Source organism: Exiguobacterium aurantiacum DSM 6208 (assembly GCF_000702585.1).
In the GTDB taxonomy this organism is placed as follows: domain Bacteria; phylum Bacillota; class Bacilli; order Exiguobacteriales; family Exiguobacteriaceae; genus Exiguobacterium; species Exiguobacterium aurantiacum.
Genome location: NZ_JNIQ01000001.1, coordinates 1,376,043 through 1,391,769, shown reverse-complemented (window position 1 = coordinate 1,391,769; position 15,727 = coordinate 1,376,043). Strand labels below are relative to the sequence as shown.

The following is a 15,727-nucleotide window of genomic DNA, read 5'->3' as shown; positions in this document are numbered from 1 at the left end:
GACTCATTTAAGAGATGCGTGATTGTACGAGTTGTTCTCGCGACTGACGTTTCGGAAGAAACAACGTGATCACGTAGACGATCAACGTTGGTACTGCCCAGGCGAGCCCGATCTCAGCCATTGGCAAGTTCGTGATCCAAGCCGTCGCAGCAGATGGCTGCAGGCCGTGCGTCGTTTCAAAGAGCGAGAAGACGAGCGCCGTATAAACGGTCGCTTTCATCGCGACGTGTGGATTGCGTTGAATCCGTTCCGTGATCGATACGAGCACGAGGGCGATCATGACCGGATACAAGAGCGTGAGAAGCGGTACCGCGATTTGAATCAACGTACCGAGTCCGACGAGTGAGATCAAGTAGCCGAAAAGTGTCGTTGCGATGACGACTTGGTGGTACTTGAGTGACTCGAACGTGTTGCTGATGAAACGTGAGAACTCAGAGATGAGTCCGACCGCTGTCGTCAAACATGCGAGGAAGACAGCTGCGCCGAGGGCGAGCATGCCGATTTGGCCGTACGACGAACCTGCGAACGTCTGAAGCAACGTCGCCCCATCGGTCGCTCCTGTCACACCCGTCATGTTCGCACCGATTGAGCCGAGTGAGATGTAGACAAGCATCAAACACGTGACAGCGAGCATACCTGACGTCCGAAGAAGCGATGAAGCTTCTTTTTGATCCGTCATCCCGTTCGCTTTAAGCGTGACGAGAACGATTGCCCCGAAGACGAGCGCCCCGAAGACGTCCATCGTCAAGTAACCTTGTTTAAAGCCTTCACCGAGGGCACCGATCCACGTCTCATATCCTGCTGCCGGAGCTGACGGCGTCCCGAGTGGAGCCACGAGGTTCGTGATTCCGATGGCCGCTAGCAAGAGCAAGAGGATCGGCGTGATGATGCGTCCGATGATTTCAATCAACTTCTGAGCGCGGAGCGTCAAGAAGAATGTCAATCCGAAGAAGACAGTTGAGCTGAGGGCGAGCGTGAGCGTCGATGGTGCACTGAGGAACGGCACGAGTCCCATCTCATACGTGACGGCTGCCGTCCGTGGAATCCCGAAGAACGGTCCGATTGCCACGTACATTAGTCCCGTCAAGAGGAGCGCCAGACGCTTCGGAATGTACCGAGCGATTTGGTCAGAACCCCCGCCGACTCGCGCGACCGCGAACAAGGCGAGTAACGGCAGGCCGACGCCAGTAATGACGAAGCCAACCATGGCTGGGACGAGGTTCTCGCCCGCCATCGCACCTAGCATCGGTGGGAACAGCAAGTTCCCTGCCCCGAAGAATAACGCGAAAATCGTAAACGCTAACGGGAATAATGTCGATTTTTTCATACAACTACCTCCACATACATTGTAATACCTTCCGTGTTGACAACTTGATAAATGACTAAATTTTCTGACAAATAAGCGCTTGGTCTATTTCATTATACACACTTTACTCATTTTGACCACCCTATCTGCAAAAAAGATGTTTATTTTTCGGAAGTGTGGATTTTTGACACATCAAAAGCCCCCTCCAATGACAGAAGAGGCCTAATTGTCAAGCTGATTTCTTGGAATTACTTTCTAAACTGGTCAATATCGGATATCGAATTTTCGATGTCCTTCTTCCGAACTCTCGGTCTCGTGGATATGCTCGACACCGACAAAACGGTTCCCGTCCCGAAGCGCCTGCTTGAACGATTCGTAGTTCGACTCCTCCCCTTCCACATGGAGTTCGACCGTTCCGTCACTTAAATTTCGAACCCACCCTTTCAACTTATAGGCGAGCGCCGTCGACTGGGCGAAATATCGGAAACCGACACCTTGTACGCGACCAGATATAATCAATCGTTTAGCGATAGCCATGTATCTTCTCCTCCTTCAATTTGACGATTCAGGTTTAACCGGTCCCCAGATAGGAAACAATATATAAGTAAAATAATGGAACAGGAGTGGTTCGGTGAATACGATCATTAACAGCGTCACAACATTTTCGGATTGGCTATGGGGGGTCCCGATCATCTCATTGCTCGTCTTGTCTGGTATTTTCTTAACGATCAAACTTGGCTTTTTTCAATTTCGATACCCGTTATACATACTGAAGCAAACGTTCGGCAGTGTTTTAAAGAAACCAAAAGGTGAAGGCGACATCAGCCCGAGACAAGCGCTCACATCCGCTTTGTCCTCTACAGTCGGTGCCGCGAACATTATCGGTGTCCCGGCAGCGATCATGTTCGGGGGACCGGGTGCGATTTTCTGGATGTGGGTCATCGCCGTCGTCGGGATGGCGATCAAGTTTTCCGAGAGCGTGCTCGCCGTCCGTTATCGTGAGAAAAACGAGGCCGGCGAGTTCGTCGGAGGGCCCGTCTACTATATGGCGAAAGGGCTGAAGATGAAGTGGCTCGCCTCATGGTTCGCCTTTGCCCTCATGATCGAGCTCATCCCGAGCATCATGGTCCAAGGCAACGCCGTCAGCTCGGCCGTCCGCGAGACGTTCAATGGTGACACACTCATCACCGGCATCGTCGTCGCCGCGCTCGTCAGCCTCATCGTCTTCGGCGGGGTGAAACGAATCGCGAAAGTGACGGAAGTCATCGTCCCGGTCATGGCACTCGTTTACGTCGGGGCAGGGTTCATCATCGTGTTGATGAACATGTCTCAAATACCGGAAGTGCTCGCACTCATCTTCTCATACGCCTTCCAACCGATGGCCGCACTCGGTGGATTTGCCGGGGCAGCCGTCGCCGAGACGATTCGTTGGGGCTTCGCCCGCGGTCTCTACTCGAACGAGGCCGGACTCGGGACGGCGCCGATCGCTCACGCGGCTGCCCAGACCGACCACCCGGTGCGTCAAGGTTTCTGGGCCGTCATCGGCATCGTCATCGATACGCTCATCATCTGTAGCACGACCGCGTTCGTCGTTTTGTCTTCCGGCGTCTGGACACGGGAAGGTGCGATGAGTGACCCGGCCGCGCTCACGACGATCGCGTTCCGTGAATACTTCGGATACACGGGCAGTCTGCTCGTCACGATCTCGCTCATCTTCTTCGTCTTGTCGACGATTATCGTCATCATCTTTTACGGCTCGCGCCAAGCCGAGTACTTGTTCGGTTTAAAGGCCGGTTTCTTCATGAAAATCGTCTACATCGCTTCGATCGTCATCGGATCGATTGGCGGTGCGCAAATGATTTGGAACTTCCTCGACTTGATGCTTGCGATGATCCTCATCCCGAACATGATCGCCGTCTTGCTCTTGAGCGGTGAAGTGAAGCGACTGACGACCGAATTCTTCACGTCAGAGAAATATTATAAGAAAGACGTCGCGGAAGAGAAGGCGTCCTAATACGAAGACCCGGTCGCCTCGGCAACCGGGTCTTTCTTATTCGACGTTCTTGATGGCACGATGAATCCGCTCCGCTGATTCATCGAACTGTTTTTGCTCTTCATCGGTCAAATCAATCTCGATGATTTGGCGAATGCCGGTCCGATCAATTAATGCCGGCACCCCGATATGAAGCCCTGACGCCCCATATTCCCCGTCAAGATGCGCCCCGATCGTGACGACCGAATTCTCGTTTCGAACAATCGCTCGGACGATCCTGAGCAACCCGAGACCGATCGCATAATAGGCCGCGCTCTTATACTCGATGATTTGATTGGCGGCGTCCCGGACCCGTTGGTAAATGTCGCCCAAGTCCGCCTGGCTGTACTGATCGTTCTCCGCAAGCAACTGTCCGATCGATTTCCCATAGATTCGGGCGTTATCCCAGGCGACGAAGCCCCCCGCCCCATGTTCACCCATATAGTAGACGTGGCAGTTACGTGACGACAAATCGAAGTACTCCCCGACTTTGTAGCGGAGCCGGGCCGTGTCGAGGACGGTCCCTGAGCCGATGACGCGGTGCTTCGGCAAACCGGACGCCTTCCAGGCGACGTGGGCCATGACGTTGACCGGGTTCGTGGCGACGATGATGATGCCGTCAAATCCGCTCGCCATCACTTGCTTCGTCACGTCCCGGACGACGACAGTGTTTTGTTCAGCGAGGTCCATCTGCGTCTGCCCGAGCTTTTGTGCGGCCCCGGCCGTGATGACGACGATATCGGCGTCACGGCAATCCGCATAATCCCCCGCCCAAATCCGCACCGGGCTCGGCGCGAACGAGATGCCGTGGTTGAGGTCCATCGCCTCCCCTTCGGCCTTGGCGTGGTTCGAGTCGATCAAGACGAGCTCTTCACAGAGCGCGGCCATCGATAATTGATAGGCAAAACTGATACCGACCCAGCCGGCGCCGACGACGGCAATTCTTGTGATGTCTTTTGGATCAATTGTTTCCATATACATAACCTCCCTAAATGCTTGCTCTCTTTTAGCATACCCGACTCACACGTGTTTCACGACAAAAAAGACGAACTCCCACATATGAGAGTTCGTCCATCCTATGATTATCCGATCGAACCTTCCATCTCGAACTTGATGAGACGGTTCATTTCGACGGCATATTCCATCGGTAATTCTTTCGTGAACGGCTCGATGAAGCCCATGACGATCATTTCCGTCGCTTCTTCTTCCGAGATCCCACGGCTCATGAGGTAGAAGAGTTGCTCTTCTGACACTTTTGAGACTTTCGCTTCGTGCTCGAGTGACACCTGGTCGTTCAAGATCTCGTTGTACGGGATCGTGTCCGACGTCGACTCGTTGTCCATGATGAGCGTGTCACACTCGATGTTCGAGCGGGCACCTTTCGCTTTACGTCCGAAGTGGACGATTCCGCGATACGATACTTTTCCGCCTTGTTTCGAGATCGACTTCGAGACGATCGACGACGACGTGTTCGGTGCGAGGTGAATCATCTTCGCGCCGGCATCTTGGTGCTGCCCTTTACCGCCGAGGGCGATCGAGAGCGTCATCCCGCGTGAACCTTCACCTTTTAAGATGACGGCCGGGTATTTCATCGTCAATTTCGAACCGATGTTGCCATCGATCCATTCCATCGACGCACCCGCTTCACAGATGGCACGTTTTGTGACCAAGTTATAGACGTTGTTCGCCCAGTTTTGGATCGTCGTGTAACGGCAATACGCATCTTTGTTGACGAAGATCTCGACGACCGCCGAGTGGAGCGAGTTCGTCGTGTAGACCGGTGCCGTACATCCTTCGACGTAATGAACCGATGCGCCTTCGTCGACGATGATGAGCGTCCGCTCGAACTGCCCCATGTTTTCCGAGTTGATGCGGAAATACGCTTGGAGCGGTTGCTCGAGTTTGACGCCTTTTGGTACGTAGATGAACGAGCCACCTGACCATACGGCCGAGTTGAGCGCGGCGAACTTGTTGTCCGTCGGCGGGATCAACTTGCCGAAGTACTCACGGAAAAGCGCTTCGTCTTCTTTGAGCGCCGTGTCCGTATCTTTGAAGATGACACCTTTCGCTTCAAAGTCTTCTTGCATGCTGTGGTAGACGACCTCTGACTCGTACTGAGCCGAGACACCTGCCAAGTATTTTTGTTCTGCTTCTGGAATCCCAAGCTTGTCAAACGTACGTTTGATTTCTTCTGGTACTTCGTCCCACGAGTGCTCTGTCTTTTCAGACGGTTTGACGTAGTACGTGATCTCATCGAAATCGAGGGCAGACAAATCGCCACCCCACGTCGGCATCGGCATTTTGCGGAACTGTTCGAGTGATTTCAAACGGAACTCGAGCATCCAAGCCGGTTCTTCTTTCATGTTCGAGATCGTTTCTACGATTTCATTCGTCAAGCCGCGGCCTGAACGGAAAATCGAGATGTCTCGGTCATGGAAGCCATATTTATAATCGCCAATGTCAGGCATGTTTTTCGCCATATCGGTCTCCTCCTTCTACTTACGCTTCCTCGTCGACTCCCTTTTCAAGCGCTTTCCACGCGAGCGTGGCGCACTTGATGCGAGCCGGAAACTTTGAGACGCCAGACAACGCTTCAATGTCGCCTAGGTCGAACGTGTCTGTATCGTAGTCTTTTCCTTGGACCATCTCCGAGAAGATCGTCGCCAATTGAAGTGCCTCGTCTACAGATTTCCCCTTCACGATTTGAGTCATCATCGACGCCGAGGCGAGACTGATCGAGCAGCCTTCACCTTCGAACTTGGCGTCTTTCACGATTCCGTCTTCGACTTGAAGTTGGAGCCGGAGCGAATCCCCACATGTCGGGTTGTTCAAGTCCACCGTCACGCCATCTTCGATGACGCCACGGTTTCTTGGGTTTTTATAGTGATCCATGATGACCTGTCGGTACAACATGTCTAGGTTGTTAAAACTCATAGTTGAAATACTCCTTCGTTTGACGCAGCCCTTCGATGAAGCGGTCGACTTCTTCTCGCGTATTGTACAAGTAGAAGCTCGCCCGGGCTGTCGATGATTGCTTCAGGAGACGCATGAGCGGCTGAGCGCAATGATGGCCGGCCCGAACGGCGATGCCTTGCATGTCCAAAACGGTCGCAAGGTCGTGGGCGTGGACGTCGTTCAAGTTGAACGTGACGAGCCCGACCCGCTCTTCCGGTCCGTATATCTCAATGCCTTCAATCGTCTTCATCTGCTCGATGGCGTACGACGCGAGTGCCCGTTCGTGCGCCTCAACGTTCTCAAGACCAAGGTCTTCTAAAAAGTCGATGGCTGCAGCGAGACCGACGGCTCCGGCAATGATTGGTGTCCCGGCTTCGAAACGGTACGGGATGTCTTTCCACGTCGACTCATACAAGTCGACATAGTCGATCATCTCGCCCCCGAACTCGACCGGCTCCATTTTTTTCAAGAGTGCTTTCTTCCCATATAAGACGCCGATCCCGGTCGGACCGAGCATCTTATGGCCTGAGAAGGCGAGGAAGTCACAATCGAGCGCTTGCACGTCAAGTTTACGGTGCGGTGCGCTTTGCGCCGCATCGACGACCATGACGGCACCCTTTTCGTGGGCGAGCGTCGCGATTTCTTGAATCGGGTTGATCGTACCGAGCACGTTCGAGACGTGGCTCATGGCGACGATTTTTGTCCGGTCCGACAAGACGGCGCGGACCGCGTCGAGCGTGACGCGACCGTCCGGCGTCAACTCAACGTAACGGAGCGTGGCCCCTTTACGTTTGGCGAGCTGTTGCCACGGAATGAGGTTCGCGTGGTGTTCCATCGGCGTGAGGACGATTTCGTCTCCTGCGCTGACGTTAGCGTCCCCGTAGCTTGACGTCACGAGGTTGATCGCCGTCGTGGTCCCGCGCGTGAAGATGATCTCTTCGACGGCAGCGGCATTAATGAACGAACGGACGCGCTCACGCGCCCCTTCATACGCATCTGTCGCCTGCGTTCCGAGCGTATGGACGCCACGGTGCACGTTCGAGTGGTTGCGGCGATAATACTCCTCGATCGCCTCGATGACAGCCAGCGGTTTTTGCGAGCTCGCCGCACTGTCGAGATAGACGAGCGGATGACCGTTGATTTCCTGATCTAAAATCGGAAATTGTTTACGAATCGAGGCATCAATCATCTTAACGCACTTTCCCTTCGATGACTTCACGGAGACGGTCTTTGACCGACTCGATCGCGAGTTGCTCGACGACCGGGTTCAAGAATCCGTGAATGATCAAACGTTCCGCTTCTTGGCGCGAAAGACCACGGCTCATCAAGTAATAGAGCTGAATGTCGTCGACACGACCGACTGAAGCGGCGTGACCGGCCATGACATCGTCTTCGTCGATGAGGAGGATCGGGTTCGCGTCACCGCGTGCTTTTTCAGAGAGCATCAAGACGCGCTCTGTCTGAACACCGTTCGACTTCGAAGCCCCGTGGTGAATCATCGACGTCCCGCTGAAGATGGCTGTCGCCGAATCTTTTTGGACACCGTGAATCAAGATGAATCCTTCTGACGACTTACCGAAATGGTCCGTCCGGATGTTGAAGTTTTGTTTCTGTGCGCCACGACCGATCGTGACGGCTTTCGTGTCCGAGAACGTGTTGTCGCCGACGAGATGAGTCTTCGTCTCGACGACCGAGTTGCCGTCGTTCATGTGACCGAGCGCCCAGTCAAGGCGCGCGTTCTCATAGACGACACCGCGACGGTTCATGAACGTGAGGGCAGATTCAGCGAGCTGATCCACGCCACCGAAGACGACTTTCGCGTTCGCACCAACGAACACTTCTGTCACAGCGTTCACCGTGTGCGGATCGTTCGTGTTCGAGAGGAAACTCTCGATATATGTCACTTCACTGCCTTCGTCTGCGACGATGATCGTGTGGTGATAAAGTGTGCTGTTCGCTTGTTCCATCGTAAAGATTGCCTGAAGCGGGTCTTTCACTTGGACGTTTTTTGGGACGTACAAGAAAGCGCCGCCGTTCATCAAGGCCGCGTTAAGCGCCGATAGACGTTCTTCATCGACACGTACGCCTTCTGTCATGAAATACTTCTCAACGAGTTCCGGATGTTGATCCATCGCTTGTTGGATGCCCATGAAGAGGACACCTTCTGGCAATTGGAGTTCGTTATAAACGACATGACCGTTGCGTTCAACGAGCACGTTCGTACGGTGATCTCCAAGGAGTGCCTCGATTTCAGGCGTGAGTCCGTCAAGCTTCGACAGTTCAACGTCTCCGCTCGTGAAATCCCATTTATCGATCTTGATCTTTTCAACTTTAGGCAAGGCGAGAGTCGGCGCAAGTTCTGCTGCTTCTTTACGACGGTTGACCAACCATGCTGGTCCTCCGAGCGCCTCTGCACGTGCCGACAATGCTTGTGCATCCAATTCAAATTGTACGGTCATCGTACAGCCTCCTTACGCTTCTGTGTCTACTGTCATTCCGAGATCTTGTTTCACCCAGTCGTAACCTTCTGCCTCGAGTCGCTGTGCGAGCTCTTTGCCGCCAGACATGACGATTTTTCCGTCCATCATGATGTGGACGAAGTCCGGCTCGATATAGTTGAGGAGACGCTGATAGTGCGTGATAATCAAGCAGCCGAACTCTTCTGAGCGCATCTCGTTGACGCCTGTTGCGACGACTTTGAGTGCATCGATGTCAAGACCTGAGTCGATCTCATCAAGGATGGCGATCTTCGGTTTGATCATCATCATTTGAAGAATCTCGTTACGTTTCTTTTCTCCACCTGAGAAACCTTCGTTCAAATAGCGGTGTGCCATCTCTGAAGGGATTTCGAGAACGTCCATCTTCGCATCGAGTTCACGGATGAACTTCATGAGCGAGATTTCTTGACCTTCTTCACGGCGCGAGTTGATCGCTGAACGCAAGAAGTCGGCGTTCGTGACACCGCTGATTTCAGCAGGATATTGCATCGCGAGGAACATTCCCGCCTGCGCGCGCTCGTCGACTTCCATCTCAAGGACGTCTTCGCCGTTCAAATCGACGCTTCCGCCTGTTACTTCATACAATGGATGTCCCATAAGTGCAGAAGCGAGTGTTGATTTACCCGTTCCGTTTGGACCCATGATGGCGTGAATTTCGCCACCTTTAATTTCAAGATTCAGACCTTTGACGATCTCTTTTCCTTCGATTGAGACGCGGAGGTCATCAATTTTCATGTGTGGTACGTTAGACATTCGGATACCCCTTCCGTTTTCTCGCCTTATTGGCGTAGATTAGATATATTCTAATCTTAATCTAGGCAATTTTTTATTTCAAGCGACTCACCTTATTCTTCATTCTCAATAAAAACATAAATGTTGAGAATGAGAATATTGAGAAATCAAGATATTACCCAGCTTTTTCCTCAATCAACGCCAAACTCGCCTTTCTTTCCGTCAATGCCCCCATAAAGAAGAAGGCTCCGAACGCCGTCACGATGGATAAAATTGCAAAAACAGGCAACCCGGCATTATTAAACCCATCAAGCAGCAACCCGCCGATGATTGGTCCGACCGACTGGCCGAGCGCGGTCAATCCCATCGCCCCGAAATACGTCCCCCGCAAATGTTCCGGCGCGAGCTCGTCGGTCAATACGTCCGTCATCGTGAACATGAGTACTTCCCCGATCGTGAAGATGACCATCGCGACGAAGAGCACCCACGTCTCAGTCGCAAACCCGATCAATAACAGCCCGATCGACAACGTCGCGACCCCGAAAAAGAGCGACTTGATCGGCGAGACGCGAATGCCGAACTTCATAATCGGATACTGAACGACGAGTACGGTGATCGCGTTGACTGTCAACAAATACGCAAACAGGCGCGACCCGTCACTGAAGCCGTCATGGAACGCGATGAACTGCGGCAACGTCGAGTTGAACTGACTGTAGCCGATGATGGCGAAAATCATCCCGATGATGACGAAGCGGAACGTCTTGTCTTCTTTCAAGACACGGAACGTCTCGGTCAAGCGCGGCCGTACTTTGATGCCGTCGCTTTCTTCGAACGGATACTTTTTAAACAATCCTGAGATGACGAGTCCATAAAACACGTACACACCGGTCACGACGAAGAACGCGCTCTTCGCCCCGGTGAGCGATAAGACGACCGCGAGCAACGGTCCGATCGCGGCGGCAATATTGATGAGAAAATAGCGTACGTTGTAGACGATGACGCGTTGCTCCGGTTTCGTCGTATCGCTGATGAGTGCCCGGGATGCCGGTTCAAGGAACGAGCGCGATACCCCCATCAAGACGGAGAACACGTAAAACCAGACGAGTTCGGTCGCGAGCGCGAAGCCCGTGAACGTGAGCGCGTTCAACCCGATGCCGATGAGCATGAGCTGTTTGCGCCCGTGCCGGTCCGACAGCGTCCCGCCGAAAAAACTCATAAATAGACCGGACATGGCCGAGACGGCGAACACCGTCCCGATGACGCTCGCCGAGAAACCGAGCGTCGCGAGATAAATCGCAAAAAATGGCATGACGAAAAACGTCGACAGCCGAGCAAAGAACGTACCGAACAAGACGCCTAGCGTCAGCGGATGAATCTGTCTCATGTTCATCCGAATCCCCCCTTTTCTTACATATAAATAGTGTACTTCTCTTTATGAAAGAACACTACGACAAACAAAAAAGGCCCGGAATGGCCCGGGCCTAGCGTGATTATTGGTTGACCGGTACGACGGCACCTTTGTATTCCTCTAAGATCCACTGCTGTGTCTCTTCTGACGTGAGGACCTCAAGGAGTGCTTTGACGCGCTCGTCATCTTCGTCACCTTCACGTGTGACGATCAAGTTGACGTATGGTGAATCTTCGCCTTCGAGTGCGATGGCGTCTTCAAGCGGGTTGAGCCCGGCATCGATCGCGTAGTTCGTGTTGATGAGAACGGCGTCGCCTTCTCCGTTGTTGTACGCCTGCGGGAGGAGGGCCGCCTCGACGTTCGTCTTGAACGTCAAGTTTTTCGGGTTGTCGACGATATCGGCAACTGTCGCTTCGACCGTCTTGCCTTCAGCGAGCGTGATCAAGCCTTCCGATTGAAGCATCGTGAGGATCCGGCCGTGGTCAGCGACCGATGAGCTCATGATGATCTCCGCACCGTCCGGAAGTTCATCGAGTGAGGCGTAGTCTTGTGAGTAGACACCGATCGGCTCGATGTGGACGCCGCCGGCTGAAGCGAATTTGTAGTCTTTGTTTTCAGCCATTTGTGACTCGAGGTATGGCTCGTGTTGGAAGTAGTTCGCGTCCAACTCGCCGTCCGCGAGCGTCTTGTTCGGGAGGACGTAGTCTTGGAACTTCGTGATTTCAAGCTTGTAGCCTTTTGCTTCATATTCATCTTTGACGTGCTCCAAAATCTCCGCGTGCGGGACGTTCGATGCACCGATGACGAGCGTCTTGTCGTCGCCTGCGCCTGATTCTGAATCCCCGCCGCAAGCCGCGAGAATTGTGAGTGCTGATGCTGCCGTTAAACCGAGTACTGTTTTCCATGATTTCATGTGTGAACCCTCCAAATGTTTTTTTATGTGATTAAGCTGAACGCTTATCAATTCTTGTGACAAGCCGGTCTCCGATGAACTGGATGACGAAGACGATGACTAAGATGAGGACGGTCGCGACGAACGTCACGTCGTTGCGTGAACGTTGGAACCCGTCAAGGAACGCCAAGTTACCGAGGCCTCCCCCGCCGACGACACCTGCCATCGCCGTATAACCGACGATCGCGACGAGTGTGACCGTGATCCCCGACACGATGGCCGGGAGTGCCTCAGGGAACAACACTTTATAGATGATTTGCCATTTCGTCGCACCCATCGATTCGGCCGCCTCGATGACACCACGGTCAATCTCACGAAGTGCGAGTTCGACCATCCGGGCATAGAACGGGGCCGCCCCGATAATGAGCGCCGGGAGCGCCGCCGTCGAACCGAGAATCGTCCCGACGACGATCTTCGTGAACGGGATGAGCAAGATGATCAAAATAATGAACGGGATCGAGCGGAAGACGTTGACGAACGCACTGACGACCGTGTAAATCGTCCGATTCTTCATCATGAGCGGCTCGTTCGTCACATAAAGGATCATCCCGAGTGCGAGACCGAAGGCGAACGTCGCGCCACCGGCGACGAGCGTCATATAAATCGTCTGCCACGTCTCCTCGAGCATGATTTCCCAGTCTACGTTAGGAAACATCGTTCTCCACCTCCACTTCCACTGCCTGCGATCGGATTGAGGCGATGGCCCGCTCGACTTCAGCCGGCTCTCCGATCAGTTGAATAAATAGCGTCCCGAGCGCGCCGACTTGCGACTGCGTCACGTTCCCGCCGATGATGTTGAACCCGATATCGTGCGTCTTCAAGACGTCTGAGAGAATCGGTTGTTCGGCCGTCTCGTTCAAGAACTTCAGCTTGACGATTTGACCGCTCGGATAGCGCGCCTTCAAATGTTCGAACGTGAGCGACATGTCGTCGACGGCGCCGATCTGTTTGACGAACTCTTTCGTGATCGGTTGTTCCGGGTGTTGGAACACGTCGGCGACTTGACCGATCTCGACGACTTTCCCTGCTTCCATGACCGCGACACGGTGACAAATCTTTTGGATGACGTGCATCTCGTGCGTGATGAGCACGATCGTCAGTCCGAGTTTCTTGTTGATGCTGACGAGCAACTCGAGAATCGAGTCGGTCGTCTTCGGGTCGAGCGCGCTCGTCGCTTCATCGCAGAGGAGCACTTCTGGATTCGTAGCGAGCGCACGGGCAATCCCGACTCGCTGCTTTTGACCGCCCGACAGTTGGGACGGATAGCTGTCTTCTCGTCCCGTCAATCCGACGAGATCGACGAGTTCTTCGACGCGGCGCTTGCGCTCGCTAGCCGGTACACCAATCAGCTCGAGCGGGAAGCTGATGTTCTCAGCGACCGTGCGCGACCAGAGAAGATTGAAGTGCTGAAACACCATCGAGACGTTTTTACGTACCCCGCGTAACTCTTTCGGGCTCAGCTTCGTGAGTTCGCTCCCTGCCACCTCGATCGAGCCGCTCGATGGCGACTCGAGACGGTTGAGGAGTCGAATGAGCGTCGACTTCCCTGCCCCTGAATATCCGATTATTCCAAAAATTTCGCCGCTTTCGATTGTAAGCGACACATCATCGACCGCATGGACTCGACCGTTCTTCGTGTCGAACCATTTGGCCACATTGCGTAGTTGAATCAATCCCTTTCCCTCCTGACAACAAAAAAAGTACGCACGTTTGAGCAAACGTGCGTACTTTATCGGTACGGACAACGATTGCTCTCATCTTCCAAGGTTCTCACCTTGCTGGAATTAGCACCATTTCGGATTGCTCCGCGGTTGCTGGGCGTCATAGGGCCAGTCCCTCAGCCTCTCTTGATAAGAGTGTTGTTTATTCGATTAGCTTTATCATAGCGACACATTATTTTCATGTCAAACTATTTTTATGCGAAAAAATAAAAAAAGGTGCCGTCCGAAGACGACACAGAACGTAGCACCTTGAGTCACAGGAAGGACAACCCATAGATGAACCCCTTTTGCCCGATCAGAGCATTCATCCTTAATATGGGGGATTTCGCTCGTCGATCACCCGATCCTCACATGTACCGAACGGTTACGCGGTCGGTATTCCTTCGCTTGATTTTTTTGGGGGACAATCGAAGGGAAGGTCCACTTAAAATCGCGTAAGCGAGTGGTTCGGCGATGTGAGAACGTCTTGATCGCGAGTAAATCGCGTCCTATTTTTGTGTTCAAGTAAGATGTTGTAATGAATATACCATTCGTGAACTTTCTGTGTCAACTGATTATTTAAAATTTTCAGATTATTCTAATGTTCCCATCTTACTTGACGAAAGATAGGACGTGCTGCACGTTTTGAAACGCGTACAATCGGTCTCGGACTTGGCCGTCTTCAAGCTTCAACAGCGCCGGTACACTCATCACTTGGTACGCTTCTAACTCGTTCGGGATAAAGTTGGCATCGTGCTTTTCAATCTCGAGTGTCGGGTCGACCGCCTCGACGACCGCGAGCATCCGCTCGGCCACGGCGCATGTTCCACACATCGGGGCGTATATATATAACAATCCGTCTGTAATCATTTTTCTCACCTCTCTACTGATTATAAAAAGCTTCGGCCAGACATTCAAAAGTTGTGCTCGTTTTGAAAAAAATTCTGAATACTTCCATTTTTCTGGTTGACGTGCGCCCGAAAGAGGCATAGTATGGTCAATAACTTTAATGCTTTTGTACATAACAGTAAAAGAGAAGGATAGGTGAAGAAGACATGACGGAAGAACGACTTACCGGAAAACAGTTTTTGATGAACGTATTGAACGGACTCAGCCTTGCCATTTTGATCGCCCTCATTCCGAGCGCATTGCTCGGTGAATTGACGAAAGCCATCTTGCCGTATTTTCCGTCGCTTCAGTTCATCTTAGACGCGACGACGATTGCGATGCGCCTTCTCCCCGTCATCATCGGTGTCGCCGTCGCCATGCAGTTCGGACGCACGGCGCTCGAGGCCGGAACGATCGGGATCGCGACACACGTCGGCAGTGGCGCCATCCGCATCGAAGAAGGAGCCTTCCTCATGGCTGGTATCGGTGACGTCATCACAGCCGGTGTCACGGCAGCGCTTGCGACGTATCTCGTCATGCAGCTCGCACCGCGCTTGAAGACATACACGGTACTCGTCTTGCCGATGACGGTCATCGTCGTCGCCGGAGGCATCGGCTCGTTCCTGCTCACGTACATCTCACAGATCACGACGTACGTCGGGACGATCATCATGACGATGACCGAACTCCAACCGGTCGTCATGGGTATCTTGATCGCGATGGCGTTCTCACTCATCATCGTCTCCCCGATCTCGACGGTCGGGATCGCGACGGCGATCAGTCTATCCGGCGTCGCGGCCGGCGCAGCCAACCTCGGTGTCGTCGCGGCCGGTTTCGGGCTCGCCATCGCCGGATGGCAGATGAATGCGACCGGCACGTCGATCGCCCACTTCCTCGGGTCACCGAAAATCCAGATGGCGAACTTCATCCGTCGTCCCATCATGATGCTGCCGGTGCTCGCGAACGCGGCCATCCTCGGAGCGCTCGCCGGTATCCTCCGCATTGAAGGCACCCCGATCAGTGCCGGGTTCGGTGTCTCGGGGCTCATCGGACCGATCAACGCGTTGCACTTGATGCCAGGCGGCTTCGCGCTCTTCAACGTCTTGCTCGTCATCGTCTTGTTCGGTCTCATCCCGATCGCGCTCGGTGTCTTCTTCTTCAAATTGTTCAACCGGACGCCGCTCATCCGCCCGGAACATTATCGCCTCGATTTCGAATGAACGATAAAACCCGGCTTCTCGTGAAGAGAAACCGGG

The 15,727-nt window shown here is 53.4% G+C and carries 15 protein-coding genes and 1 riboswitch; of the genes, 2 read left to right on the top strand and 13 right to left on the bottom strand.

Annotated elements, in window-relative coordinates:
• Positions 1 to 7: 7 nt before the first annotated feature.
• Positions 8 to 1,327 carry a branched-chain amino acid transport system II carrier protein gene (gene brnQ / locus P398_RS0107400; RefSeq protein WP_024372273.1) on the bottom strand — a complete coding sequence of 440 codons (1,320 nt, stop codon included), beginning with the start codon at positions 1,325 to 1,327 and terminating at the stop codon, positions 8 to 10.
• Between the two features lie 243 nt (positions 1,328 to 1,570).
• Entirely contained in the window at positions 1,571 to 1,843 is a 273-nt protein-coding gene (locus P398_RS0107395) for an acylphosphatase (RefSeq protein WP_024372274.1), read from the bottom strand.
• 94 nt (positions 1,844 to 1,937) lie between these two features.
• Between P398_RS0107395 and P398_RS0107390 the strand changes: the two genes are divergently transcribed.
• Positions 1,938 to 3,320 carry an alanine/glycine:cation symporter family protein gene (locus P398_RS0107390; RefSeq protein ID WP_024372275.1) on the top strand — a complete coding sequence of 461 codons (1,383 nt, stop codon included), beginning with the start codon at positions 1,938 to 1,940 and terminating at the stop codon, positions 3,318 to 3,320.
• A 36-nt stretch (positions 3,321 to 3,356) separates the two neighbouring features.
• Here the strand turns inward: P398_RS0107390 and P398_RS0107385 are convergent, their stop codons facing one another.
• From P398_RS0107385 to P398_RS0107335, 11 genes are all read right to left on the bottom strand, one after another.
• A complete protein-coding gene (locus P398_RS0107385) occupies positions 3,357 to 4,319 on the bottom strand; it encodes an L-lactate dehydrogenase (protein ID WP_115336691.1) in 963 nt (320 codons plus the stop codon).
• 101 nt (positions 4,320 to 4,420) lie between these two features.
• Positions 4,421 to 5,818, bottom strand: coding sequence for a Fe-S cluster assembly protein SufB (gene sufB, locus P398_RS0107380; RefSeq protein ID WP_024372278.1), 1,398 nt, complete (start codon positions 5,816 to 5,818; stop codon positions 4,421 to 4,423).
• Between the two features lie 19 nt (positions 5,819 to 5,837).
• A complete protein-coding gene (gene sufU, locus P398_RS0107375; RefSeq protein ID WP_024372279.1) occupies positions 5,838 to 6,272 on the bottom strand; it encodes a Fe-S cluster assembly sulfur transfer protein SufU in 435 nt (144 codons plus the stop codon).
• Positions 6,262 to 7,482: a cysteine desulfurase gene (locus P398_RS0107370; RefSeq protein ID WP_029334636.1), complete on the bottom strand. Its 1,221-nt coding sequence runs from the start codon at positions 7,480 to 7,482 to the stop codon at positions 6,262 to 6,264. The genes sufU and P398_RS0107370 overlap by 11 nt, the downstream gene beginning before the upstream one ends.
• Position 7,483: 1 nt before the next feature.
• Positions 7,484 to 8,752, bottom strand: a complete 1,269-nt coding sequence (gene sufD, locus P398_RS0107365; protein ID WP_029334635.1) for a Fe-S cluster assembly protein SufD — start codon at positions 8,750 to 8,752, stop codon at positions 7,484 to 7,486.
• Between the two features lie 12 nt (positions 8,753 to 8,764).
• Positions 8,765 to 9,526, bottom strand: a complete 762-nt coding sequence (gene sufC / locus P398_RS0107360; protein WP_115336722.1) for a Fe-S cluster assembly ATPase SufC — start codon at positions 9,524 to 9,526, stop codon at positions 8,765 to 8,767.
• A 172-nt stretch (positions 9,527 to 9,698) separates the two neighbouring features.
• On the bottom strand, positions 9,699 to 10,913 hold the full coding sequence (locus tag P398_RS0107355; RefSeq protein ID WP_034799003.1) for an MDR family MFS transporter: 1,215 nt from the start codon (positions 10,911 to 10,913) through the stop codon (positions 9,699 to 9,701).
• 100 nt (positions 10,914 to 11,013) lie between these two features.
• Positions 11,014 to 11,844, bottom strand: coding sequence for a MetQ/NlpA family ABC transporter substrate-binding protein (locus tag P398_RS0107350; protein ID WP_029334632.1), 831 nt, complete (start codon positions 11,842 to 11,844; stop codon positions 11,014 to 11,016).
• Positions 11,845 to 11,875: 31 nt separating this feature from the next.
• Entirely contained in the window at positions 11,876 to 12,538 is a 663-nt protein-coding gene (locus P398_RS0107345) for a methionine ABC transporter permease (protein WP_029334631.1), read from the bottom strand.
• Positions 12,528 to 13,556 carry a methionine ABC transporter ATP-binding protein gene (locus tag P398_RS0107340; protein ID WP_029334630.1) on the bottom strand — a complete coding sequence of 343 codons (1,029 nt, stop codon included), beginning with the start codon at positions 13,554 to 13,556 and terminating at the stop codon, positions 12,528 to 12,530. Before P398_RS0107340 ends, P398_RS0107345 begins: the two co-directional genes overlap by 11 nt.
• A gap of 78 nt (positions 13,557 to 13,634) precedes the next feature.
• A riboswitch (SAM riboswitch) is annotated at positions 13,635 to 13,740 on the bottom strand.
• Positions 13,741 to 14,195: 455 nt separating this feature from the next.
• Complete coding sequence (locus tag P398_RS0107335) at positions 14,196 to 14,417, bottom strand: thioredoxin family protein (protein WP_235263318.1); 222 nt, start codon at positions 14,415 to 14,417, stop codon at positions 14,196 to 14,198.
• A 221-nt stretch (positions 14,418 to 14,638) separates the two neighbouring features.
• Between P398_RS0107335 and P398_RS0107330 the strand changes: the two genes are divergently transcribed.
• The gene (locus P398_RS0107330) at positions 14,639 to 15,691 is read left to right on the top strand and encodes a PTS transporter subunit IIC (RefSeq protein WP_024372288.1); all 1,053 of its coding nucleotides are present in this window, start codon (positions 14,639 to 14,641) and stop codon (positions 15,689 to 15,691) included.
• Positions 15,692 to 15,727: the final 36 nt, after the last annotated feature.